This window comes from Bacillus infantis, assembly GCF_050107595.1.
GTDB classification, from domain to species: domain Bacteria; phylum Bacillota; class Bacilli; order Bacillales; family Cytobacillaceae; genus Bacillus_AB; species Bacillus_AB infantis_C.
In genome coordinates, this window is record NZ_JBNILH010000011.1 from 75,439 (window position 1) to 100,648 (window position 25,210).

The 25,210-nt window shown below is 47.6% G+C and carries 24 protein-coding genes; 4 read left to right on the forward strand and 20 right to left on the reverse strand.

What is annotated here, in order from left to right; translation table 11 throughout:
* Positions 1-5: 5 nt before the first annotated feature.
* The 18 genes from ACQCVH_RS20535 to ACQCVH_RS20620 form a co-directional block, all read right to left on the reverse strand.
* Positions 6-641 carry an HlyD family secretion protein gene (locus ACQCVH_RS20535; protein WP_426837442.1) on the reverse strand — a complete coding sequence of 212 codons (636 nt, stop codon included), beginning with the start codon at positions 639-641 and terminating at the stop codon, positions 6-8.
* Between the two features lie 28 nt (positions 642-669).
* A complete protein-coding gene (locus tag ACQCVH_RS20540) occupies positions 670-2,298 on the reverse strand; it encodes an MFS transporter (RefSeq protein WP_426837443.1) in 1,629 nt (542 codons plus the stop codon).
* Positions 2,299-2,452: 154 nt separating this feature from the next.
* Positions 2,453-2,884 carry a MarR family winged helix-turn-helix transcriptional regulator gene (locus ACQCVH_RS20545; protein ID WP_426837444.1) on the reverse strand — a complete coding sequence of 144 codons (432 nt, stop codon included), beginning with the start codon at positions 2,882-2,884 and terminating at the stop codon, positions 2,453-2,455.
* A gap of 119 nt (positions 2,885-3,003) precedes the next feature.
* A complete protein-coding gene (locus ACQCVH_RS20550) occupies positions 3,004-3,624 on the reverse strand; it encodes a hypothetical protein (RefSeq protein ID WP_426837445.1) in 621 nt (206 codons plus the stop codon).
* 157 nt (positions 3,625-3,781) lie between these two features.
* Positions 3,782-5,245 (reverse strand): N-acetylglucosamine-specific PTS transporter subunit IIBC, encoded by a 1,464-nt coding sequence (nagE, locus tag ACQCVH_RS20555; protein ID WP_426837446.1) that lies wholly within the window; start codon positions 5,243-5,245, stop codon positions 3,782-3,784.
* A 217-nt stretch (positions 5,246-5,462) separates the two neighbouring features.
* The gene (locus ACQCVH_RS20560) at positions 5,463-6,386 is read right to left on the reverse strand and encodes a hypothetical protein (protein ID WP_426837447.1); all 924 of its coding nucleotides are present in this window, start codon (positions 6,384-6,386) and stop codon (positions 5,463-5,465) included.
* Between the two features lie 93 nt (positions 6,387-6,479).
* Positions 6,480-7,007 carry a signal peptidase I gene (locus tag ACQCVH_RS20565; protein ID WP_426837448.1) on the reverse strand — a complete coding sequence of 176 codons (528 nt, stop codon included), beginning with the start codon at positions 7,005-7,007 and terminating at the stop codon, positions 6,480-6,482.
* A 182-nt stretch (positions 7,008-7,189) separates the two neighbouring features.
* Positions 7,190-8,152, reverse strand: a complete 963-nt coding sequence (locus ACQCVH_RS20570) for an alpha/beta hydrolase (protein ID WP_426837450.1) — start codon at positions 8,150-8,152, stop codon at positions 7,190-7,192.
* 82 nt (positions 8,153-8,234) lie between these two features.
* On the reverse strand, positions 8,235-8,840 hold the full coding sequence (locus tag ACQCVH_RS20575) for an SAM-dependent methyltransferase (RefSeq protein ID WP_426837451.1): 606 nt from the start codon (positions 8,838-8,840) through the stop codon (positions 8,235-8,237).
* On the reverse strand, positions 8,837-9,577 hold the full coding sequence (locus ACQCVH_RS20580) for a hypothetical protein (protein WP_426837452.1): 741 nt from the start codon (positions 9,575-9,577) through the stop codon (positions 8,837-8,839). Before ACQCVH_RS20580 ends, ACQCVH_RS20575 begins: the two co-directional genes overlap by 4 nt.
* A 20-nt stretch (positions 9,578-9,597) precedes the next feature.
* Positions 9,598-10,662 carry a C45 family autoproteolytic acyltransferase/hydrolase gene (locus tag ACQCVH_RS20585; RefSeq protein ID WP_426837453.1) on the reverse strand — a complete coding sequence of 355 codons (1,065 nt, stop codon included), beginning with the start codon at positions 10,660-10,662 and terminating at the stop codon, positions 9,598-9,600.
* Positions 10,663-11,283: 621 nt separating this feature from the next.
* Positions 11,284-12,000 (reverse strand): LutC/YkgG family protein, encoded by a 717-nt coding sequence (locus ACQCVH_RS20590; RefSeq protein ID WP_426837454.1) that lies wholly within the window; start codon positions 11,998-12,000, stop codon positions 11,284-11,286.
* Positions 12,000-13,427: a LutB/LldF family L-lactate oxidation iron-sulfur protein gene (locus tag ACQCVH_RS20595; RefSeq protein ID WP_426837455.1), complete on the reverse strand. Its 1,428-nt coding sequence runs from the start codon at positions 13,425-13,427 to the stop codon at positions 12,000-12,002. The genes ACQCVH_RS20590 and ACQCVH_RS20595 overlap by 1 nt, the downstream gene beginning before the upstream one ends.
* Before the next feature lie 27 nt (positions 13,428-13,454).
* A complete protein-coding gene (locus tag ACQCVH_RS20600; RefSeq protein WP_426837541.1) occupies positions 13,455-14,171 on the reverse strand; it encodes a (Fe-S)-binding protein in 717 nt (238 codons plus the stop codon).
* Positions 14,172-14,357: 186 nt separating this feature from the next.
* The gene (locus tag ACQCVH_RS20605; RefSeq protein ID WP_426837456.1) at positions 14,358-16,142 is read right to left on the reverse strand and encodes an L-lactate permease; all 1,785 of its coding nucleotides are present in this window, start codon (positions 16,140-16,142) and stop codon (positions 14,358-14,360) included.
* A gap of 238 nt (positions 16,143-16,380) precedes the next feature.
* Complete coding sequence (locus tag ACQCVH_RS20610; protein ID WP_426837457.1) at positions 16,381-17,100, reverse strand: FadR/GntR family transcriptional regulator; 720 nt, start codon at positions 17,098-17,100, stop codon at positions 16,381-16,383.
* Positions 17,101-17,185: 85 nt separating this feature from the next.
* Positions 17,186-17,893, reverse strand: a complete 708-nt coding sequence (locus tag ACQCVH_RS20615; protein ID WP_426837458.1) for a hypothetical protein — start codon at positions 17,891-17,893, stop codon at positions 17,186-17,188.
* A 78-nt stretch (positions 17,894-17,971) separates the two neighbouring features.
* The gene (locus ACQCVH_RS20620; protein ID WP_426837459.1) at positions 17,972-18,397 is read right to left on the reverse strand and encodes a flavoprotein; all 426 of its coding nucleotides are present in this window, start codon (positions 18,395-18,397) and stop codon (positions 17,972-17,974) included.
* A 187-nt stretch (positions 18,398-18,584) separates the two neighbouring features.
* On the opposite strand from ACQCVH_RS20620, the gene ACQCVH_RS20625 reads away from it, so the two are divergent.
* Positions 18,585-18,878 (forward strand): DUF5634 family protein, encoded by a 294-nt coding sequence (locus ACQCVH_RS20625; protein ID WP_426837542.1) that lies wholly within the window; start codon positions 18,585-18,587, stop codon positions 18,876-18,878.
* Positions 18,879-18,927: 49 nt separating this feature from the next.
* Here ACQCVH_RS20625 and ACQCVH_RS20630 read toward each other — a convergent pair whose 3' ends face one another.
* Positions 18,928-20,973, reverse strand: a complete 2,046-nt coding sequence (locus ACQCVH_RS20630; protein ID WP_426837460.1) for an EAL domain-containing protein — start codon at positions 20,971-20,973, stop codon at positions 18,928-18,930.
* Positions 20,974-21,155: 182 nt separating this feature from the next.
* Between ACQCVH_RS20630 and ACQCVH_RS20635 the strand changes: the two genes are divergently transcribed.
* From ACQCVH_RS20635 to ACQCVH_RS20645, 3 genes are all read left to right on the forward strand, one after another.
* Complete coding sequence (locus ACQCVH_RS20635; RefSeq protein ID WP_009791814.1) at positions 21,156-21,581, forward strand: MarR family winged helix-turn-helix transcriptional regulator; 426 nt, start codon at positions 21,156-21,158, stop codon at positions 21,579-21,581.
* A 122-nt stretch (positions 21,582-21,703) separates the two neighbouring features.
* On the forward strand, positions 21,704-22,330 hold the full coding sequence (locus ACQCVH_RS20640; RefSeq protein ID WP_426837461.1) for an FMN-dependent NADH-azoreductase: 627 nt from the start codon (positions 21,704-21,706) through the stop codon (positions 22,328-22,330).
* A 108-nt stretch (positions 22,331-22,438) separates the two neighbouring features.
* Positions 22,439-24,481, forward strand: coding sequence for a molybdopterin-containing oxidoreductase family protein (locus ACQCVH_RS20645; protein ID WP_426837462.1), 2,043 nt, complete (start codon positions 22,439-22,441; stop codon positions 24,479-24,481).
* Between the two features lie 48 nt (positions 24,482-24,529).
* Here ACQCVH_RS20645 and ACQCVH_RS20650 read toward each other — a convergent pair whose 3' ends face one another.
* Complete coding sequence (locus tag ACQCVH_RS20650) at positions 24,530-25,144, reverse strand: acetate uptake transporter (protein WP_426837463.1); 615 nt, start codon at positions 25,142-25,144, stop codon at positions 24,530-24,532.
* Between the last annotated feature and the right edge of the window lie 66 nt (positions 25,145-25,210).

Below are 25,210 nucleotides of genomic sequence, written 5' to 3' on the forward strand. Positions count from 1 at the left end.
TTCTGCTAGAGCGAAATCTTCACTTCTGCATTCATCCCTGGCAGCACTTTGTCTGATGCATTTTTCAGAGAGATTTTCACTGCGACCTTTTGGGCCACTTTGGTGTAGCTTCCATTGGAGCTTTGCTGGGGAAGCACAGAAAATAATGAATTAGTCGCGAAGCCGATTTCCTCTACTTCTCCGTCAAACAATGTGTTGCCATCTCCGTCAACTTTGATTTCAACACTATCCCCGACTTCAATGTCCTTCAGATCTTTTTCCTGGATATTGGCCGTGATATAAAGATGCTCCATGTCCGCAGCCACAGCCAGCGCCTGTCCCGCCTGGACCATCTGATGAGGATAGGCTTCATTCTGGATGACCGTACCGTTCATATAGGTGCTGACAGAAACAGAAGACTCTCCTGCCGCTACTTTACCGACGCTTGCATTCTCGGAGACATTTTTCCCTTCTTCCAGATTCCATTCTGCAAGCATCCCTGATGCCGGTGCCGTCACCTGCATCATATCGGCTGACACCACCGCATCATTGGTCGTTACATAGTTTTCATTCTGGTAATAGTAATAAGCGCCGGCTGCAATCAATGCAAACACAACCAGGATTCCAATAATATTTGTCAGGATTAAACGCCCTTTACTCATTCATCTTTCTCCTCTCAGGTAACTCTTATTATTTATGTGCCTGCCTGCTGTCCGGAGCGGGCAGCAGGATTCTTTTTTGCTTTTGGACAAGCGAGCGCCCTTTCCCTGTCGCAATCTTGCCGATTGAAGCCAGCAGCATGATGAAGCCGATTACCAGCATGATCGTAAACAGGTCATGGTATGCCGTTAGAATGGCCGACTTTTTCGCATTAACGACCAATTCATAGAACGCCATGCTCTTCGCCTTGGCCAATGGCAAGCCGCTTTCCATCAGCTGCCTTGTCATCCTGGCCATTTCCGCCTGTACTTCCGGGTCATATTTACTTGCATGATCCCTTATTGCTTCATAATGTTGTGCATTCTGCCTGTAGATGAACCAGCCGAGCACCGGAGCGGCCACCGCACCTGCAAAATTCCTGATAGAATGCAGGGTAACTGAACGCTTGGAGGCTTTATGGATATCCCCGGCCAAGGCCGTCCCAAGTGCTCCTGCCACCAGCACCATGCTGACTCCTGCTCCAAGGCAGGCGATTTGGAAATAGAGAGCCGGAAGGGAGATTTCAGGAGTGATGTTCATCCACCTCCAGCTGACATATATGACAGCCAGCGAGCCGATTGTCCCCAGAATGCCTGCTCCAAGCCTGTCGTATAATAATGTTTTCAGGATAGCTGTGATCATTATCCCGATAAAAAACCAGAAATAAAAATGAGACAAATACTCAAAAGGCAAATCTTTATTATTGCGAAGAAACCCATTGATCCCGGCAAGGGCAAAAATGAGCGAAATATGGGACGCCACCGCCATGATTGTGCCTGAGACCGGCTTGGCTGATTGGAGAGAGCCAAACGGAACCAGCGGATTTTCCGATTTCAAGTCAATATAAATAAAGAGAATCATAATAATGCCGGCGAGAACCAGCAGCGGCCAGATCCTGATGGATGAAAACCCTTCTTCCATCAAATTGCAAAGGGGATAGGCCAGGCTGAGGATAAATAATCCTAATAGGAATATCCCTTTTTTGTCTGCAGGCGGCTCCCTATGCTTTTTCTCATCCTTTGCTGATGGAAGAAAAATGCTTCCCATTACAAGGCATAAAATGCTTGAAACGATGTTCAGGACAAACAGCCAGCGCCACATGCCGGATGTAAGTGAAATGCTTCCAAAGAAAGCCCCGACAGCACTCGCCCCGAATAATCCCCCGATCGCCATCAGCAGGAAGGTATTTCGGATTTTGTTTGGAAAAGAAGTCAGGCTGACCGGCAGGATCGTCAGGAAAAGGATGCCGGCGCTGATCCCCTGTATGATACGGCCGGCTGTTAATGTTGTGATGCCCAGTGACAGCGCGTCCAGTACAGAGCCAAGCAGGAAGATCAGCACAAAAGTCAGATAGTTCCTCTTAAGGCCTATTTTCCTTGCCAGTACCGGTCCGAGGGGTACACCAAACGCAAATGCGAGGTTGGATAATGTAGACGGCAGCAGCAAAGCGTTCGAACCGAGGTTCAGCCCGTTTTGAATGATTCCCTGATTGAGAATATAAGATAAATTTAAAAAGTACTGCGGCCCGATAGAAAAAATGGTCAGGATGGATATGGCCAAATATTGCGGAATGGCCATCCTTTTTGAATCAGAGCCGGAAATATTGATAGGTTGGCTCAATAGCAGGTCCTCCTTTCGTCAGGTATGTTTCTCTTTGCAAGTTGCATTATACAACTTGTTAACAATATATTGTATTATACAACTTAATAGCGATCTTGCAACAGGTAATTTCCAACAAAAAGAGAGAGCCTTGCCGGCTCTCTCCTCATCCATATTATTTTCCCCATGTTTTAAAATCCTTATTAAGCCTTGTCAGGCTGGCTTCCAGCCCTGCCAGCTCTTCCGGTGACCAGTCCTTCAATATTTCCCCGTATACCGTGTGGCGCGCTTCTTTCACCTTCTGAAGTACTGCCCGGCCTGTATCTGTCAGCTGGACCAGGCTGATCCGGCCGTTATGTTCATCCGGAAAACGTTCAATATATGCTTTTCCTTCAAGAACAGCAATCTGCCTGCTTGCTGTAGAGAGATTAAGCATGAGCTTTTCTGCCAAGGCATTGATCGCCAGGGGCTCATGTGCAGAAATCTCACTCAGCAGCAGATACTCCGACCGGTCAAGGCTCCCCAGCTTCGGGCTGTGGGCTGTAGTCAGCCTCACAAGCATCGCAATTTCATATTCAATCTGCCGTAAAGTATCATGCAGCACCATCCGCCCCCCTCTTAATAAACGCCTTTTCTATTTGTGATTATGAACCATTTTAACTGCGGTATCAAGAGATGAAATGCGGCGGTTCGGCTGCCGGGTTTCACCCTGGCCCCGGCTTTACGTCAATTCCCCAAAATTTCCGCCAGCACAGCAAGCCTGTCCACGTCAGGATCCTCTCCCGGATGGCCAAACTTTGAAAAGAAAAGCTGCCTGTCTTCAGGATCAATGCCGCTTCTGTTAACAGGGATCCCATAGCTTGCAAGAATCCGATCAAGCGAAACCGCCCTCCTGAAAAATTCGGGAGAATCCACGGCATTTACTTTTCTTCCATCTGAGAATAACAGATCATAGCTGACTGAGATTTCGTTTTCAGTGCTAACTGTATAGGACACCTCCGCCCGGTCGATCTCTTCCCAGCTGTACAGTTTCTCCTTACTCAAGAGACCATCCCTGAAGCTGATTTCCAGAGGGCCAAAATTGCCATATGTATAATAATCATTCATCAGCAGGATGATTCCCGCAAGAGCGCCTGCAGCAAATAAAAAAGTATAGATATGCAACCCCAGTACCTTTCTTGCTTTCTTCTCCATTATCCGGCCAAAAATGCAAAAAGAGAGAAAAATAATAACTCCTCCCACCAGCAAAACAGCCCAAGGGCTATACAGGAATATAATCCTGCCTGGAGAACTGAAGTTTTTCAGCTGGCTGCTGCTGTAGCCTTCAATGGCCCATAAGGAAATCACCGCTGCAGCCAGCATAAGCAGACTAAAAGTAATAAAAGGATGGAAACCGCTTTAGGTTTTCTCGTTTTAAGCTTTTTTGCCTTCATACCGTCTCCTCCCCTTTCCATATATAGAAAGAAAGGAAGAAAAAGCCAGGCATCGCCCGGCTTTCTCAGTGTTATTTCCTGATCTTTTCAATTTCATCGGCTACAAATTGCACTGATGTGCCAACGATGACCTGAATGCTTGTAGGACCGACAATATTGATTCCCGGAACCCCGGTATCTTTAATCTTTTTCTGGTCCACGCGCTCCATGTCCTTCACTTCAATCCGAAGGCGGGTCACACAGTTGTCGACAGATGTAACGTTCGCATCTCCGCCGAGGCCGTCATAGATTTTAGCAGCCATGATGGCGAATTTTTCGTTTCCTTTAACTGCAGCAGAAGCTCCGCCGCTTTCAGTGCCTTCCGCTCCTTCAGCCATTTCAACCCGGCCTGGAGTGGAAAGGTTGAATTTGGTGATGAGGAATCTGAACAGCACATAATACAGGACGGCAAATATAAGTCCCTGAACCAGCAGCATCCACGGCTGGTTGGCAATAGGAATGCTCAAGCTTAATACAAAGTCAATCAGTCCGGCACTGAAGCCGAAGCCAGCTGTCCAATGGAAGAATGCCGCAACAGCAAGTGATATTCCCGTCAATGCCGCATGTACGACATAAAGAGCCGGCGCAATGAACATGAATGAGAATTCGAGCGGCTCAGTCACTCCCGTGAAGAAAGAAGCAAAGCCTGCAGCAAGCAGGAGTGATGCAGCCATTTTTTTCTGTTTTGATTTAGCAGTATGGTACATGGCCAGGGCAGCAGCCGGAAGGCCGAACATCATGACAGGGAAGAAGCCTGCCTGATACATGCCAGTTACCCCTTTAGTCCCCTCGCTTGCCCAGAACTTTCCGATATCATTGATTCCGACAGTATCGAACCAGAACACAGAGTTCAAAGCATGGTGAAGGCCTGTTGGGATCAGGAGCCTGTTAAAGAACCCGTAAAGACCCGCGCCCACAAAGCCCATCTTGCTTATCGCTGTCCCGAAGGATACCAGTCCGGAATAGATGAGCGGCCAGACAAAGAACAGGATTGCGGCCACAGCCAGCATCGTTACAGCTGACATGATCGGCACCAGCCGCTTTCCGCTGAAGAATGCCAGTGCATCCGGAAGCTTCACCTTGGCAAAGCGGTTATACATAATCGACGCTACAATTCCTGATAAGATACCGACAAAAGCATTCTCAATCTTTCCAAAGGCCGGGTTAACATCAGCTGCATCTACACCCTGCAGCATCGCAACCGTGTCCGTTGAAAGCAGCGTTGTGACAACGAGATAGGCGACCAGTCCGGAAATCGCAGATGATCCATCCTTTTCCTTTGCCATTCCCAATGCAATTCCGACCGCAAACAGCACCGGAATATGATCGAGGATAGAGCCACCCGCTTTAATCAGGAAAGCGGCAGCCGGGTTTCCTGCCCCCCAGCCGTCTGGATCGATATAATACCCGATCCCCATCAAAATTGCAGCCACCGGCAGCACGGCTACAGGCAGCATCAAAGAGCGGCCCATTCTCTGCAAGTACTTCATGACCATTTTTTATTCCCCCTTTAAATAGTTGGTGCATTCGCTTTAGCTCTTTTATTCTCTTTTTTTAGCGCACTTCCTTTAAAATACTTAAAAAATAGGATAATAACAATAGGTAAGCGCTTACAATATTATAATTTAATTTTTTCCACTTATTCAATATATTTTTCCTTATTTAATGCAAAATACAAAGCCAATCCCTTTAAACCGGGATTGGCTTTCACTTCTAATTTTTCACAAACCAGTCATAAAGCTCTTTCGAATTGATTGAGAGATAAGGGCCTAAAGCTCCTGTAAATTTAACAGTTCCCTGGACGGACGTATCAGCACTTCCTCTCCATACCTGTGTAGTGCTTGCATAGTACTCATGGGCAGTGACTACCCGATAAAGAGTTTTCCCGTTAACTTCCTCTTCTGTCACGGTAAAGTCGCCAACTTTGCTTTCAAATGTTCCGTTTCCGTCCCCCATCTTCACATTAATGACTTTTTTCCCGTTTCCATTCACCTGGAAGGAGACTTCTTTATTAGATGTTGATCGCGTGGAACCATTTGGCGTAGCTTTGAAGGTGATATCTCCTGAAAAAACAGGTCCTGCGGGCTCTTCCGGATCAGAAGGATCTTCTGTCCCTGCATCTCCATCGACCTGTGTAGCTACTACCTCAAGCTTGATATCCCCTGTTTTCCCTTGAAAAGCAATATCATTTTCTCCATGCGGCCAGTTAATCAGGACTTTAAAGCTCTCTACATCATTTACTGGTTTAAAGGCAGTGCTATAATCAATATCTGTCCACTGCCCATCAATGTTCCTCTGCAGCTTCATGACAATTGGTGAACTGTTATCCTGCGGAAACAGCTCTCCTTGGGGAGAAAGATTCACTTTGTATTCGACCGGCACATCCGTATCATTTTTATTGATTTGAAAACTGTAGGCTTCTAATGTATCCATTCCCGGGAACAGCTTTTCATTCAGCTTAAACTCAGCATTGCCGATTGTCTTTCCTTCTGCATTGACTGTGTCAACCGTAAAGCTCGCTGCCTTTGCTACATTATTATCGCTTGTGAAACTTTTGGTGAAATAGGCGACTGTTCCAATGGCTGCAATTGCTATAAATAACACGGCAAAAAGACTGATTGCAATTTTCTTATTCATATTTTTCCCCCTACCTAATCTATTAGTTTATGTAGCAAGCATTCTTAAAACCTGACCCTCACCTCCTTTGCATGGTTAACACTTAACTCGTCTTTAGACTTCTTTTAGTAGTAAAACTCCTTTTAACTTTCCAGCGAATAGAAGCATGGCAGAAAGCAAAAAGACAAGGGCTATGCCAATCGGTGTTTTAATAAAATCCAACGCCAAACCAGCCATTGGGATATGGAATTGATGGACACCAATAACTTCAGCTGCGGCGATCAAGTTTTCATCCTTGATATTATTCGCGTCACCCTTCGTTTCAAAATAGAGATGTTCGCCCTTCTTTAAAACATCTATTACTCTGTGAGTGACAATCATATTTTCTGCATTCCTAAATGTAATGACATCATTGGGATGTATGCTGCGCGGCTCTTCTTTCTTTATGATAAGCAGATCCCCTGGAACAAGCATCGGTTCCATGCTTCCTGTCATGATTGTCATGACTTTATGCCCCAATATTTCAGGAAGCTGTTCTGGATTATTTTTCACTTGTATAATCGAAAATATTGCAGCAAGGCCGATAACGAGAATGAATGCTGTTATAATATTTGCTGCCCACCTCAAACTCTTTTTTGGCATGTAACTTCCCCCTTTATCTTTAACTTTAGGGCATATCGGTTCTTAAAAAGATAATTAATGTTCTCCATTGAGAACAACTATATTATAGCTCGTCCTATTCACCGCTTCAACCCTTTTCTGTGTTTTTTCAGAAAATTAAAACACATAGCAGTTTAAATGCCTGCTAAGTGTTTGAAGTTAACTTATTCTATTGTTTTTCCAATAAAATCTGTCAAGCGCTTCTGGTATTCTTCTTCCGCAACCGTATACCCCTCTGTATGACCTGCCCCAGGTACAATCCAAATTTGCTTCTCGCTTGTGGCCGCATCGTAAATCCGGTCTGCCATCTCGGTCGGCACCAGCTCGTCCTGGTCGCCGTGGATGATGAAGAGCGGAAGCTTATTCTTTTTCACCTGTTCAACTGCTGAAGCTTCGCTGAATGTGTAGCCTGCCCTTACCTTCGTCACAGCGCTCGTCACTTGCATGAGAGGGAATGAAGGCAGATGGTACAGATATTTAAGCTGGTGGGAAAGCTCTTCGTGAACGTTTGTGTAGCCTGAATCCTCAATGATCCCTTTCACTTCCGGCGGAAGCTTTTCCCCGCTTGCCATCAGGACGGTCGCTGCCCCCATGGAAAAGCCATGCAGGAGAATATCTGTTGCTCCTTCCTCTTCTATCAGGCTGCCGGCCCACTTCACATAGTCCTTCCGTTCATGCCAGCCATAGCCGATATACTCCCCTTCACTCAGGCCATGGCCCCTGGCATCCGGCTTCAGTACGTCAAAACCCTGCTCATAGTAAAATTTCGTAATGCCCGGCATCTGTTCGCTGCTGCCCTTATATCCATGAGCCAGGATGACTGCCCTGCCATTGGAATCAGGGTTCTTCAGGAAAGCTGCCTTAAGCTTCAGCCCGTCGTCCGAAGTGATTTCAACAGTCTTGAAGTCCTGTTTTTCCGTCCACTCCATCACTTCAGCCAGCTTTGCCGCTTCTTCTTCAGCTGCCATTGCACTGACCGCCCTCGACTCGCTGCCGCCATGGAGCTTCAGGGACTCATCGCTCCGATTGATCGCTACATTATAAAAATAGTTTCCTGCACCTATCAGAGCCGCAGCCAAAAGCACGATGACACTGCTGCTAATCAGAAGGATTTTTTTCTTTTTCATTCTCCTACCCCATTTACTATTTATCTTGAAATTATTATATCTATCATTTCCATTAATTTCTATACAATTAATGGAAGCGCTTTTACATTTTTAGCCTGTAGATCAAAAATCTTTCATTATGATCATGGCTGCTTTCCGGAAGCTCAACCTCTTTTGCCAGCTCAAAGCTTGTATAATTTTCAAGGAAAAAAATATAATCCTCTGAAGGGTAATACAGCACAATATCTGCAGAGCGCGGGTGCTCCTCCACAGACAAAAGGATATTTGCAATGATGTTCCTGAACACCTGGATCGAAAATGGATTGAAAAAGTAAAAGCAATTCTCCTCCGGCTTAATCCTGTATTCCTCTGCAAGACTGCATTCAAATTGGAGCATCCCCCTGCTTTTTCTGCTTTTTTTCACATAGCTTTCTGCGTTGCGAAGGGCTTCTTCATATAGTTCCTCATTCATTTCTACCCCTGTCCCGGAAGCCTGGAACAGATAGTGGCTGTAAAAGACAAGCCGGCCCTTCCCGCAGCCGAAATCAACAAGCCTGCCGGTGCTTTCCAGCTTGTATTCTTTAAACAGAATGTCCAGTGCGGAATAAGGCGTCGCCTCATAGCGGTGATAATGAAAGGACCGGGTAAACCCCTGCTGTCCGCCTTCTGTTTTAATATGAAGAAGTCTGTCATAATCCTGTTCTTTCATTCTGTCCTCCCTGGCTGTTCAATGTCATTCTCCCCAAGCATCTGCATATGATCTATGTCAGTGCCGCCCGTCCCAAAGCTGTCCCCAAAGTCCGGAAAAAAAACCTGCCCCTTTTCGTCATAGCCAATCCAGCCAAATCGAAAGCCAAGCATTGGGAAAAAGAATTCATCCGGCTGGCTGCTCTTGGCTGTTTCTGCCAATGAACCTGCGACGGATTTCCACTCTTCCGGAAGCTCCATCATGCCATAGCTGTCTTCACCAAGCGCAACTTCATGCTCCATCTGCACTTTTGGAAAATAGGTCTGTTTTTCCCCTGAAACAAAAAAGTCTCTGTCTCTCATTAAATAATAGCGAATCCTATTCAAACCGGTGTCAGGTGGAAAGCTCCAGGCAATCTGGAATGAAGAAGGGTCATCCGGATCAATCCGCCAAACCTTCGGCTCTCCGGCAGAGCTGATATAATCAAGCTCCCAATCGCGCTTTCTCCATGTCCAGAAGCTGGCTCCATATTCTCCGCCTTCCCTCACAAAAGGAGCGAATACATGCTCTTCATCGGCTGGGATGATTGCCTTGATTGCACTGGCCTGCATGTCGGAATGATAGCGGTTCATATAGCCGATGAGCTTTACATTGTCAGGCAGACTGTCCGGTTTGGAAAAATAAAGCCAATAAAGTCCTATGCCGACTGCTATTGTCATAATAAGACCGGACAGAAGGACCAGCCTTTTTTTATTCATACTCATCCCCCCGAAAGTGTTTATTTGCTGAACCAGTTTGCATTCTCATCCATATGCAGGAAGGGGATGCTGGTATTCACTTCCCCGGTAATCTGCTGCATATTGAGATCCTCCCCCTGCAGCCAGCTGTCAAAATCAAGCTCAACCGGACTCCGGCCGCCTCCAAGGGCAAACAAGGCTTTACCTTCCTGCGGCAAATAGCCTGATGTGTGGATGGTGCCCGCCCAGCTGCTGTATAAATCAGAGAAAACGCCTTTATCTGTATCATTCAGAAGCCTGAACGCCTCCATTGCTTCAGTCATTTCCCCGCCTGCATCTTGGATAACAGCAAGCCTGCGGAGAGAGTCAGCCAAATGATGGCGGTTTTCATCTTTCATGATTTCAAAATGGTTGGTGCAGGCATTCGTCTGCCGTACCTCCACCCGGCGCGGGGAAGTTTCCACCGCAAGGGACTTTCCGCTCTTATCAAATACAACATAAGTGAATGAATGGCGATGCGGAATTTCTTTTAGCATGCTTACAGCTTCATCGGCATTGGCGCATGACTCGAGAAGCAGTCTTCCGATCATGCAGCAGATAAAGCCGTCGCCGGGCTTTTTGCGGTTCATGAAGTTATAGCCTACGACGAGGCCTTTCTCGTTCATTCCATCCATCCGACCTGTCACGCGCTGGCTTGGCCCGATGATGGCATAGCCCTGGTCTGAAGGCTGGAAAAGGGTGTAGCGGCCTTCATAGGTTTTAGGATGATAGTCGTAGTTGCGGATCATATAGCTGCTGCCTGTCATGATGGAACAGCCTGATCGGGTATAATCGACCCGGTAGCCTCCGAACTCCTGGAGGACTTTTTGCATCGGCCATTCGAGTGCTTCCTGGAGGCCGAGCAGTTCGTCCCAGATGCCAGAGGCGAATTTTTTGATTGCATCTTTTGCTTCTTTTTCATCGATGATGAAGCGCGGTTTTCTAACTTTCCATTGTTCTTCGCGGTTTTTTACAGAAAGGGAGTTTTTGATTTTTTCTCCCTGCATATAGCCAAAGTCATAGTGGGTGCCGCGGAACTGGATGATGTTGCTGTATATTTGTTTCATTGGGATCCCTCTTTTATTTCTTAGATTACCTGATTACACTTGCTTCTTATTAAGGATACTGGAAGGAATCTTGAAAATAAAGCAACTCTTATTAAGAAAAAGCTGACCCGATTAGGATCAGCTTATAGACTATTTTTCACTTGTTGATGGGGGCTGTTGATTTGCGTTGCAGGCACTTCGCTTTCCGCGGGGCGGCGCTGAGCCTCCTCAGAGCAAGCTCTTGCGGGGTCTCAGCCTTGCCGCTATCTCCCGCAGGACGTTGAATCCTCATCCTCGAATTTGCATCGCACGAAGAAAATGCGCATACATTTTATGAGGAGTCTTCGTGCCTTCCACTCCAATCAACAGGTCTTTGAAATTTTATGGCATGGTTTCTATTGAAAAGTTGTTTAACACAAATAACTCTTTTCGGGTGGTTATACCCTTTTTTCAATCTGATTCATCTCATAGACTCTTTTCCTCTTGCTAATGGGGGCTGCTGATTTCCGCTTCAGCAGGTTTTCGGAATTTATATGGTAAGCCTTGGCTGAAACGTTATGCAGCTTAAATAGCTCTTAGTCTGCTTATAACTTGATTTTGGAACCTTTTATTTACTGAACACCTGTATTTCATCAGCTTCCCTTATAAGTCATCCACTACCAGATAAACAGCTTTTACTGGGCCATGTACGCCGACGATTAGGTTCATTTCGATGTCGGCGCTGTTGCTTGGGCCGGAGATGAAGTTGATGCAGGATGGGACTTCTTCTCCTCTGGCTGCCATTTCGTGGATGGCTTTGGCTGCCTGGGTCATTCTTGGTACGATGGTGCTTTTTGGGATGATGGCAAAGTAGATGGCTGGCAGGAGGCTGACGGACCGCCCTTTTCCTTGGCCGCTGAATAGGACTACGGTTCCGGATTCTGCCAGGGTTGTGTCACTGAAGGTGATCCCGATATCGGCGGTTGCTGAAATGGCGAGGTTTTCTTCCCCGGCTTCAGGATCCCATACATGCAGATCGATCCCGTCCGTTTTAAGGATGCTTTGCATGCTGCCGAGCCCGCATTCTTCAAAACGGGGATCATCCCATGTGACGACCGATTTTCCGCCTGTTTCTTTTATCAGTTCTGTTATCAGAAAAGGAAGGTCAGCTGTTACTGTCCGGTGCACTTCTGTATGGATGATTTCACATTGCTTGATAAGGACCTCGGCAAGCTCATCCTGTGAAAAGCCCTTCAGGACCTCCCACTGCGGATTATGCTTCCAGGCCGGCTTTTCAACAGATTTGCGCCGTTCCCGTCCAAGATTCTTCGCCAGGTTATCCAGGAAAGAGGAGCGGTTTTGGATTTGTCCTGCAGGCATTATTTGTCACCCTCTTTTTCTCTCTTTTTGAACCAGTCCCTGAACCGGTCTTTCTTAGGGGCAGGGAATTCTCGGATATCTGTCCAATTTTTCAGCGGTCCGGGTCCTTTGGAGATTTTCTCATCCTTTGAAAAGACGCCAAGTGCTGTCGGCGCAAGTTTTGAACCGATGTTGTACATGGCCGGTGAAGCGGTTCCCATACTGAAGGCCTTCATGGAAAGGTTCTCAAAAGCAGGGGCCCTGCCCTCTTTCTCGACGATTTCCTGGCGATGGCGCAGCAGATGCTCGTGAAGCGGGATCTTCACCGGGCACGCTTCCGTGCACGCAGCGCATAAGGTCGACGCGTAAGGAAGTTCTTTAAATTCATCATATCCTCCCAATAATGGAGACAGGACAGCGCCGACTGGTCCTGGATAGATAGAGCCGTAAGAATGTCCTCCTACATGGCGGTAGACCGGGCATACATTGATGCAGGCTGCACAGCGGATGCAGTGCAGAATAGATTGAAAGGCCGTCCCCAATATCTTGGAGCGCCCATTATCGACGATGACCAGGTGGAATTCCTCCGGTCCGTCAACATCGCCCTCCTGCTTCGGCCCGGTCAGGCCGATAACATAGCTTGTAAGCTTCTGCCCGACTGCCGCCCTTGTCAAAAGGCTGACCAGGACCTCCATTTCTTCCCATGTCGGAACAATCCGCTCCATCCCCATAACAGTGATCTGCGTCTTCGGGATTGCCGTTACCATTCTGGCATTTCCTTCATTCGTCACAAGAGAAACCGTGCCGGACTCTGCAATCGCAAAATTGCAGCCTGTGATGCCGATGTCTGCCTCAAGGAATTCTTTGCGGAGCTTTTCCCGTGCAAACAAGGCCAGCTCTTCCGGCTTTTCCGTTTTGTCATAGCCAAGCTTCGCTTTGAACACATCGCGGATTTGTTCTTTGTTTTTATGAAGTGCGGGCGTGACGATATGGGAGGGCGGATCATGGTCATCGACCTGCAGGATCCACTCACCAAGGTCTGTTTCAATTACTTCACAGCCGGCCTTTTCAAGCGCCTCATTCATATTAATTTCTTCTGTGACCATTGATTTGGACTTAACGACCTTTTTTCCTTTTTTCTGTTTTACAACATTCGTGATATAGTCATTCGCTTCTTCCGCCGTTTCCGCGAAAAAGACATGTCCGCCGCGCTTTGCGACATTTTCGCTCAGCTGCTCCAGATAGTAGTCAAGATTTTCAATTGTATGGGAGCGGATTTCTTCGCCAAGCTGGCGCCAGTCCTCCCAGTTCCCGAGCTCTTCCGCTGCATTCAGGCGCCCTGTCCGGAAGCGCCCCTGTGCAGAGGAAACGGCTCCGCGCATAAACGTATCATTGATGCCGCCGGCGACCCGTTCCTTGAAGGGCTTATCCCCAATCTTCATTGCCATTTTTATTCCCCCTCTTTCTCTGCCCTTTTACCTGCTGTTCAGGACGGATGCTATATGCATCACTTTAATCTGCTTGCCGTGCCTCTCGATACGCCCGCCGATATTCATCAGGCAGCCGCAATCGCCGCCTATTAAAATATCAGCTTCTGATTCTTCAATATGCATGACTTTTTCATCGACCATCTGCTCTGAAATCGGTGTCATTTTTACAGAAAAAGTGCCTCCAAACCCGCAGCAGTCATAACTGTTCTGGAGCGGTCTCATTTCAAGCCCCTTTACATTGCTCAGCAGCTTCATCGGCGCTTCCTTCACTCCGAGGAGCCTCGTCATATGGCAGGAAGTATGGTAGGTTGCCTTCCCATCGAGCCTGGCACCGACATCCTCAACGCCGAGCACATCAACAATGAACTGTGTCAGTTCAAACGTTTTATCAGCCAGACGCTGGGCGCTCTCTTCCCATTTCGGGTCCCCTTTGAAAATATGGGGATATTCTTTGAACATCGTGCTGCACGACCCGGAAGGAGAAACCACATAATCTGCATGCTCAAAAACTTTTATCATATGTATCATCGATTCTTTCGCTTTTTCCACATAGCCGCTGTTATAGGCAGGCTGCCCGCAGCAGGTCTGGCGCTCCGGGAAATCGACCTCGCAGCCGAGCCTTTCAAGCAGCTCCACGGTATCTTTTCCCGCTTCCGTCTGGAATATATCGATCAGGCAGGTCACAAATAATGATACTTTCATCGTTTTCACCTTTTCCCTTGTTATCGCTTTCACTTCTTTTGAAAGCTGATTCACTTTTTCAACTTTTGTTACTATATAGTTTAAATCTTTATAGGTTTATAGTCAACAGGTCATCAGATGACTTTAGTATACTAAAATACTCTTCCGAGAAAAAGACAGGCCCCAATATAGGGAACCTGCCGATTATCAAGCGGTTTTTTTCAGCTGCCTGCTTTCCGTACGGTTTTGTTTTTCCCCTTTGTACAGCATTACGAGGATGAAGCCGGCGGCAAGCGCGAGGATGGCTGTCCCTGCATTCAAGCCGAAGCCATTGATGGCTGTATAGCCGATACCCCCGGCAAAAATGACATAGAAGGTCATCGGGATCAGTGTTTTTCTGATCAAATTTCCTTCTTTTCCGATCAGGCCTGCAGAAGAGGACGCAGCCACAACATTGTGCACACAGATCATATTGCCGGCAGCTCCGCCGACTGCCTGCAGGGCAACGATTGTGGCAGGGGCTGCCATGATATTGTCTGCCACCCCGAACTGGAAGAGCGAAAACATCATATTGCTGATTGTATTGCTTCCGGCCGCAAATGCGCCGATTGCTCCGATCGTCGGTGCTGCAAGCGGCCAATAGGAGCCGAATACCTCTGATATGCCCTCTGCAAGTGCGAGCGGCATGCTGGTATAGTCAGCAGCGTTGACGCCGGAATTGATGAATACCTGCACCATCGGCACCGCGAAAATCAGGGCTGCCATGGCACTGACAACGGTCTTGAATGAATCTTTGACCGCCCGGCCGTATGCCTTCATATTCATCCTGAAAATAAGGATGGAAATCAGTGATACAGCAATGAATATAACACCGGGAATATTCAATGGCTTGGATTCAACTGTGATGACTGTCCCGAATACATTTTCAAGACTGATGACCCAGGACTGGATCCAGCCGGCAAACGGGAGGGTCTTCAGTCTTGTCAGCACCAGCAGTACTGCAACAAGGATGTAAGGCATCCAGGCTGCCAGGAAAGAGACAGGCTTTTTCGCAGCATCTTCTTTATCAACCTGGAGGGTTCCCGTCCAGGCAGGATCCCAGCTGTTTGCTGAATCAAAATCCCAGGACTTTTTCGGAACAAGGAATCCCTTCCTTGCTGCCGGCACCACAATGGCGAGTCCTATCAAACCGCCGATCATGGACGGAAATTCCGGTCCAAGGAGATTGGCCACAAGCGCGTAAGGCACCGTGAATGCGAGTCCTGCGAAAATAGCAAACTTCCAGATGGCAAGTCCTTCTGCAATCGATTTATTTTTGCCGAAGAAATAAGTCAGCATCGTAACCATAAAGAGCGGGATGAATATCCCGATCACTCCGTGGATCAGGGCAACCTGGCCGCCGATTCCGTTTATGTATGCCTCCATCGTTGTCCCTTGTTCAGCAACATAGCTTTGGACAAGCGGTGAATCCTTCAAGCCGGTATTGACGCCGATCAGGATCGGTGTACCCACGGCTCCATATGACACCGGCGTTGACTGCAGGATCAGGGCAACCATGACAGCTCCCATCGCGGGGAATCCAATTGCTACAAGGAGCGGACCAACAATTGTCGCCGGGGCTCCCCATCCTGCAGCACCTTCCAGGAAGGAACCGAACAGCCAGCAGACGATGATCGTCTGGACGCGCCTGTCAGGCGAGATGCTCATAAAGCCTTTACGTATCGTAAAGATGGCACCGCTTTCTTTCAAGGTGTTAAGAAGCAGGATTGCTCCGAAGACAATCACCCCTACTTCAAGGGCGGTCGCCAGGCCTTTGACAGCAGCAGCCCCGATCTGGGCGCCAGGCACCTTCCACACAGCCATGGCCATCAGGACGGTTACGATCAGCGATAAAGGCATCGCCTTATTCGCTGGCCATCTCAATATGACTAAAAAAACAAATACCGAAACAATCGGCACGGTAGCAATGAGAGCGAGCATTCCAATACTCATCGTTTTTCTCTCCTTTTTAATAGCATATTCATTCATCATGTTAACAGGTCATCAGATGACTTTATTCTATTAAACAGTATAAGTAAAACGCTTTCACATTACAATAGGAAATTTTCAGATATTTACGTTTGCAGGGAGTCCCCCACGTTTGGAGGAGGCGGTTTTAAGTAGATTCCTAGGTGCCAAACAATGAATCATAGAAAATAAATAAGCCTGCATCCCCCTCGGATGCAGGCTCTCACTCTTCCATTTCGTTCATATATTTCATCAGGACCTCTTCCACACTATGCAGGTGGTCGAGCATCAGCTGCTGGGCGCGGGGCCCATCCTGGTCCCGGATGCTTTCATAGATGCTCTGGTGCTCTAGCGTGAGGCGACCCAAAGCTTTTTCTGTAGAATACAGCCAGATTCTCCTTGTCTCACGCATGGTGGTCACCATCATTTCGGAGACATTATTCATCAGGCTGATCAGCAGATCATTTTGCGACGCCGTGGCAATCGCCATATGAAACTGAAAATCCGCTTCTTCCCCAAGCTCTTCATCGCTGGCCTTTTTCATCTGCTCAAGCGCTGCTTCAATTTCAGCCAGCTGCTCTTCCGTACGCCTTTCTGCAGCAGCGCTGACGGCACCGACCTCAAGGATCCTCCGCACCTCCAGAAGATTTTTGACATCGGTCTTTTTCATCAGCATGGCTGTAAACACCGGAAGCGTCAGCATATTGGATTCAAATTCCCTGATATAGGTTCCCTCGCCCTGATGCATTTCCACAAGCCCCATGGCACGCAAAGCGCTCAAGGCCTCCCGGACCGCAGACCTGCCAACCTGGAAGTTTTCCGCCAGCTGCTGGACCGAAGCAAGCTTATCCCCCGGCTTCAGCTCGCCTGACTTGATCATATCCATAAGCGCTTCAGCGATTTCTTCATATATTTTGCGCGGTTTAATCCGTTTATAGTTCACATGGCTCACCCCATTATCCTTCTGATTCTGATTTTATAGCATTATGGATGAACGGACAATGCGGAGAGGCCGGCTAAAATCCTTTTTATCTGGAACGGGGTTCGGTCAGCGGCTTTTCAGCCCGATAATACAGCTGAGAATCCGGCCCTGAAATCAATACACCACTCCCATCCTTTTCAATATAAATGACTGACTCCAGGCCGCTTCCCCATTTAGGCTCTGTCCCGGAAAGAAGATAAGGGAATCTTTCATCACGAGTCTCGTCCATCGTAATTTCCCTGTACCATTCTTCACTATTAACATTTTCCCTGTTCCATGTTTCTGTCTCCAGCAGTGCTCCCGGAAGGAGAACTGCCTGTTCTGCTGAAGGGTGCAGCAGGACCACTTCTGCATCTTCAACACTGGCCAAATAGACTGCAGGATCCTTTGTGTCATAGACCCCATGGTAAAACATAGCCGCTGCAAGTGAAGCCGCAAGCAAAACAAAATTGGCGGCAAACCCTAGCCAGGCAAAACGCCGGTACTTTGCCCATCTCCCTTTTTTGCCCCTGGAGAAAAAATAGAGGATCCATACCCCGAGAGGCAGAATCGGCAGCCGGATGAGCAGGCCGTCACTTTGCCAGTTAATTGAAAAAGAAAAGAGTCCAATAAACATAATGAGGATGATTTTTAATACCTTTGGCTTTTCATCCTGCTTTTTATATAAAACGATTGCAGCAATCACAACAGCTGCATAAGCCAATGTGGTGGCTGCCCATTCTACTGCGTTACCTGTAAAATTCAGATTGATCATGGAGCTCACCTCCTGCTGGTTCCATTTACTGTTATATGTATGATAACAAAGAAAAAGGACCACTGCGCATGGTCCTTTTCAGATATGCTGCTGGAGCTGCAGGCTGCCGATTCTTTCCGGGGAAATTCCTGTTTCTACATAGCTTCTGGCCTGCTTCCAGCTGCCTTCTCCGTCTTTTTTGAATGTATCGAAAAAAAGATTGGCGGTACCAGTCCTCTCTCCCTTTAAGATGATTGAAGCCGACAATACCGCCATCACTTCATCTTCCTTCAGCGGAATAACAGCCAGCTCCTTCAAATCCCAGCTTCCTTCATTCTCTTTTACATACTGAAAGCCCTGCTCCCAGCCTTTGACCGACTCACCGTAGCCATAATCATCAATTTGATTTCCGCGGATTTCCCTTGCCTGATAATCCTTTGAAATCAGCTTTTTCATTTCTTCAAGCGATGAGTTCCTCCAGACTTGGAGATAATGGTTGAGAAAAGCTCTGAAATCCTGTTCCATATTTCTTCCTCCTAAAAATCTTCTGTCACTTACTTCTCTAGGCAGGGACTTTTCTCCTTTTTATTAAAAGAAACAATTGTCTTATGTAAAGTAACTTGGCTCCCTTTCCAATATCGAAGCATAAAACCCCCAATTCAAGCCATATTAAAAGCAGACTACCATGAAGGGAGACAGCATAGTGGAATCGATGACGCGGGAGCAGATTCTGGCGGATTTGCAGAGGTCTTTTGAGGGCTATTTGAATGAATACGGGGCGGACAGCATTGGCACTTATGAGGAGCCGGGCCAGGGAGGGCGCTATTATTTTGGCTGCACGGTCAAGAAGGATGATCGGACGTTCCATATACATACACCTTTTGCACAGCAGGAGGATGGAAGTTTTACGGCTCTTGGAAACGGCTGGACGGCTGAGACGGATGATCCGAAGCTTCAGGATAAAAGGGGATATGGAGATCTGGAAAGTGCACTCAAAGAAATTTAACATATAGGAAAGGCAGGCTGGAATAAAGTATCCGGCCTGCCTTCTTTTTTTACACCAATGCCTCTTCTTTTCTGTTCTGTATCCAGTCCAGCAGCTCTTCTACTTTCAGCGGGCGGGAAAAATAATAGCCCTGTATATGCGGCGATTCGCTTAAAGAAGCAATAAAGTCGATCTGGTCCTGATATTCTGCCCCCTCAATGACGACCTTTAAGTTCAGCGAGCAGGACAGCGAAATAATGGCCCGCAGGATTGCCGAATCCTTTTCCGACACTGGAACCCCGTCGACGAAGGATTTATCGATTTTGATGGTCGAAATCGGTATTTTTTTTAAATACGATAGAGAGGATACGCCTGTTCCAAAATCGTCCAAGGCAACAGAAAGCCCCATTTCCCTGAATTGTGCCACGGCCTGAATGGCATTCTCGATATCATGGATGACGCTGGTCTCTGTGATTTCCAGTTCAAGCAGATCGCTGCTGATCTCATATTTCAAAAGACTGTCTATTAATACGTTCAGCAGTTTAGCTGAAGTCAGATAAGGGCCCGGGATATTTATCGAGATCTGGTGAAGAGCTCTACCTTCTTGTTGCCAGTTTGACAGCTGCAGGCACACTTTTTCAATTACCCAGTCTGTGACTTCGAAAAGCTTCCCGCTTTCCTCCAGGATGGGAATGAAAACACCTGGCGAGATCATGCCATATCTGGGGTGGCTCCAGCGCAATAATGCCTCCATGCCCGAAACCTCCCACGTGCTTGTGGAGATTTTCGGCTGGTAGACAAGAAAAAGCTCACCACTTCCCATAGCAGTTGTGATATCCTTAGCCAGCTCCTTTTCAAAGCTGTAGGTATGGACAGTGGGATTATATTCAATTACCTCATGCTTGTAGTTGGTCGTCGAGTGCTGGAGTACGGCCATTGTGCTTGAAAACAGTTCTTTATGCGGCTGGTTATCACTGGATGAACTAACGGCACACACCATATCGATCACGAGACGCTGTTTTCCGATGATCAGCGGCTGAGTGAAGACAGCCATGATCCTCTTTAAGGCTGCCTTTATTTTTTCATAGTCATGCTCCCCGGACGCGAGAAGTGCAAAACGATTTCCTTCAATGCGATATGCCTTGATTTCCAGCGGCAGCAGCCCTTTAATTCCGCTATGAACAGACTGTATGATTTCATCCCCGAAAGAATATCCAAAGCCGCTGTTCCATTTCTCCAGGTCATGGATATGGATGATGGCCAGGCTTCCTTTGCCCCCGTTTTTCAAGTCCTGTTCAAACTTCCGCTGGTTCGGCAGCTGTGTCAGCGGATCAAAATAGCTCAGGCGGTATTCTACGAACCGGTCCAGCAGGCTCGTCAGGCCGGAAATGGCAAGGAGAAGCAAAATTCCTACCGTGATAACGCCGATCAACAGCCTCATATCCATACTATGCATCTTATGCAAAGCATGGCCCAATGGCGCTTCTGTATAAAACACAACAGCGGCCATCCCTGTGTAGTGCATGCTTGTAATCGCAAGGCCCATGATAAGTGCAGTGGCTGTTTTCACCAGGAAGCTGCCCATATATTTTTGCAGCACAGAAAATATATACAGGGCGATATAGGAAACCACGACAGCAATGGCTATGGAGGCGGCAAACAGCCACGGCTTATAGCTGTATTCCGCTTCCATCTTCATAGCAGCCATCCCGAAATAATGCATGGCGGAAATGCCAATCCCCATGATGGCTCCGGAAATAACAGATGGCCAATGAGTGCTGTTCTTCCGGTTGCTGATGTAAAAGGCCAGATAAGAGGCCAAAAAGGCAGGAAACATAGAAACGATTGTCAGCGTCAAATCATACTTCATCGGCATCGGCAGCATGAATGCACTCATGCCGATAAAATGCATGGACCAGATTCCGAGCCCCATTGCAATGGAAGACAGCAGCAGCCAGAACCTTTGCTTGAAAAAGCTCGGCTGCTGCATCCGCTGATTCATTGATAATGCGGTGTAGGATGCACAGCAGGCAATAATAATAGAAAGAAGAACAATCGGGACAGAATAATGGCCTTGCAGAATATATATATTCTCTGAATCTGGGACAGTAAACATGGATGGTTGACCTCATTCTTTTTTATAGGCAGATTATACTAGTTATATCGGCCGGTTCTTCCGATTATCAACAAAAAAAATCACTTCCGGCATATTGATGCTCAACTTATTGTTTTTTTGCCGGCATAACCATAAAATATGATTATCCACAGTCTGTTTACTTATAGAACGGAGGAACCCCTTTGAAGCTTTCTTTTACCGATTACATCAGCATCTATATCCATCAGACCGACCTGACGCTGACCAGCTATGTGAAGAACAGGCTGGCGCCTTATAATCTTGCTCCCGAGCAGAATTTGATTATGATGCTGCTTTGGGAAAAGGATGGAATTACACAAAATGAAGTAGCGGAAAGGCTGCTGAAGGATAAAACCAATATTGCGCGCATGGTATCCAATCTTGAGAAAAAGGGATTTATTCAAAGGATCCAGCATAAAAGCGACCGCCGTTCCCTCCAGCTGTTCCTGACAGAAAAAGGGCGGGAGCTCGGGGAGCACATCATTCCCCTCACCGAGGAGTTCAACTCTCTCGTCTGCCAGGGAATCTCAGAGGAAGAGCAGAACGAAGTCAGAAGGATTCTCCGTAAAATGCAGGCAAATGTCCAGTAGTCTGTACATTTGCCTGCATAAATGTTGCTGCAACAACCACGGATGTGGTAAAGTGATGTTTGTCTTATATAGCATCATTCACAGTTGATATAGCAACCAGAAAAATAAAGCGAGGTATTCTTATGTCAAACGTATTATTCATTAAAGCCAATTCCCGCCCGGCCGATCAGGCTGTAAGCGTTCAGCTCTATAATGCTTTTGTTGAAAGCTATAAAGAAGCTCATCCCGGCGAACAATTCACTGAGCTGGACCTTTTCAGCGAAAACCTGCCATACTACAGCAATGATATGATGGGCGGCATGTTCAAGCTTGCTAAAGGCATGGAGCTTACTCCTGCTGAAACGGAAGCAGCAAACCTGGTAAACAAATATCTGGACCAGTTCCTGGCTGCAGATAAAGTTGTATTCGCATTCCCATTGTGGAACTTCACTGTTCCTGCAGTACTGCACACATATCTTGATTATCTCGGGCAGGCCGGAAAAACGTTCCGCTATACAGCAGAAGGCCCTGTCGGTCTGCTGGGAGACAAGAAGGTTGTCCTTCTTAATGCACGCGGAGGCATTTACTCTGAAGGCCCGGCAGCAAGTGCTGAAATGGCCGTCAACTATGTGAGCACCATTCTGAATTTCTGGGGCGTTAGCGACGTTGAATCTATCATCGTTGAAGGACATAACCAATTCCCTGACCGTGCACAGGAAATCGTCAATGAAGGTCTTGAAAAAGCAAAAGCGGCAGCCAAAGAATTTTAATCTGCCGGCACCATTAAGCCTGCTCCAGCCGGAGCGGGCTTTTCTTGTATTGCACGAAAAGTCCAACTCTTTTAAGATACTAATATACGAATGAGGAGAGGCGGTCAGATGATGTCAGCTGCAGATACAAAGAATGGAATTTTCAAGAGCGTGTGCCCGCTGGACTGCCCGGATCAGTGCGGGCTGCTGCTTCATAAAGAGAATGGACGTATTGTTAAAATTACAGGAGATCCGGAGCATCCGGTCACAAAGGGCCATATTTGCCAGAAGGTGCGCCATAAGGCGGAAAGGATCTATGATGAGAAGCGCCTCAAGCATCCATTAAGAAGAATCGGCAAAAAAGGCGAAGGCAGGTTTGAGAAAATAAGCTGGGATGAAGCCATTCGGGAAATCACCTCGCATTGGAAAGAACTTCTTCAAACTAATGGACCCGAGAGCATCCTTCCCTACAGCTTCTATGGAAATATGGGCAGACTGAATTCCGAGGGCATGGACCGGCGCTTCTTCAATCGGCTTGGCGCTTCAAAGCTGGATTATACAATATGCCAGGCGGCAGGCACCGTCGGCTACCGCTACACGATGGGCGGGAGCTTCGGCATTGATCCTGAGGATACGATCCATTCAAAGCTGATGATTTTCTGGGGCATCAATGCGGCAAGCACGAATATGCACCAGATCGCCCTGGCGCAAAAGGCGCGAAAGAACGGGGCAAAGCTGATCGTCATTGATGTCCACAAAAATCAGACAGGACGGGCTGCCGACTGGTTCATCCCTATCCTGCCGGGGACAGATGCGGCCCTTGCTCTTGGCATCATGCATATCCTGTTTGCGGAAAACCTGGAGGATGAAGAATTCCTCAGGAACTGGACGGTTGGACATGAAGAGCTGAAAGCGCATTGTGCTGCCTATGATCCTGCTTCTGTTTCCGTTATCACCGGTGTCCCTGTGGATGATATTTATAAACTGGCAAGGATGTACGGGACCATCTCCCCTTCCTTCATCCGGATCGGCAATGGAATCCAGCACCATGACAATGGCGGCATGTGCATCCGCACCATTTCCTGCCTCCCCGCGATCACAGGCCAATGGATAAAAAAAGGCGGCGGAGCCATTAAAGGCAATGGCGGGTATCTGGCACTCAATAATTTCAAGCTGCAGCGCCCGGATCTTCGGAAGGACAGCGGGGCCCGGACAATTAATATGAACCTTCTCGGCCAGGCGCTTCATGAAAAAGAGAACCCCCTTCTGTCATTGTTCATCTACGGGACTAATCCTGCAGTTGTCGCACCGGAAAGCAATCTGGTCAGGGACGGTCTTGAAAGAGAGGACCTTTTTACCGTGGTCCATGACTTATTTTTAACGGAAACGGCCAAATATGCCGATATCGTGCTCCCGGCCACTTCTTCCTTTGAAAATACGGACTTGTACACCTCATACTGGCATCATTATCTGCAGCTGCAGGAGCCTGTCATCAAACCTTATGGAGAGTCGAAATCAAATGTGGAGGTTTTTCGGCTTCTGGCGGCTGGCATGGGCTTTGAGGAAGAGGCTTTTTCTGACACCGAGGAGGAAATGATCAGCCAGGCGCTTGACCATCCCGGAAATCCTGCACTGAATGGGATCACGTACGAAACGCTGATGGAGAATAGCTTTGTGAAGGGGAAGGTACAGCCTCTTTTCCCTGGTAAACTGCCAACGCCGAGCGGGAAGATTGAGCTGTACTCCGAGCAGATGGAAAGAGACGGCTTTCCGCCGCTGCCTGTCTTTACACCGCTTGAAAAGGACAGTGAGTACCCGTTCCTCTTCGTCCCGGCGCCGAATCATAATTTCCTGAACTCCACTTTTTCCAATAACCTTAAGCATCAGGAACTGGAAAAAGAGCCGCAGCTGTTCATGAGCAGTCAAGATGCACAGGAATTGGGGATTCTGAATGGAGACCTGGTGAGGATCTGGAATGACCGGGGCGAATGCATCCTGAAGGCGAACGCCGGCGAACGCGTCCTGCCAGGGGTCCTCGTGTCCCAAGGTCTTTGGGCAGATTCCCCCGGCAAAAAGCATCTCGTCAACGCACTTGTCCCTGACCGCATCGCTGACATGGGCGGAGGCGCGACGTTCTTTTCAGGACGGGTTAATTTGGAGAAATTTATATAAAAAGGGTGCCTGGCACGGAAATTGCTCCCAGTGCCAGGCACCCTGCTTTTATTTAAATATCCCGAATGGCCTGCCGATTGGCAGCACGATTTTTCCAAAATGCGTATTCAGCACAATGGCCGCTGATCCATAGAAGGACAAAAGCGCAATGCACATTTCAGCAACAGCTGCCAGCATATGTGTCGCTTCATGCATGATGCCAAATGTGCTCAGAGATAAACCGATGAACAGAAAATCGATGAACACGAAAATGAAAAACAGCACCTTATGAGTTTCCATAGCCCCTACCGTCATAAAGAGGCTGAAAATTAAATAGCCGATGAACGCGAACCCCAGCTGCTTCGGATCTCCATCCAAGGCAAGAGCTTCTCCGAAGAAGCCAAGCTGAATCAGCCAGGTCATGCCAACGCCGAACCAGAACAATCCAAAAGCCCCGAAGGCTGTCGTCCCAAAAATATTATTATGCTTCGAATCCTGGACCGAAGCGAAAAGCTGCGCCAGCCCGCCAAGGAAAAAAGCCCAGGGAAGGATATAAGATAATCCGTCTGTCAGGCCCAATTTCTGTGATGACGCCACGAACGTAACCATGGCAAGGCCGAACAAGCCCAAAGCGGATGGATCTGCTGCTGTAATTTTAACTTGTGTCTGATTCTGAGTCTCCATACTTTCCTCCTAATAAAAACATACTTGTGTACTTTACAGGATAAAAGTAAGGGTGTCAACAGCCTA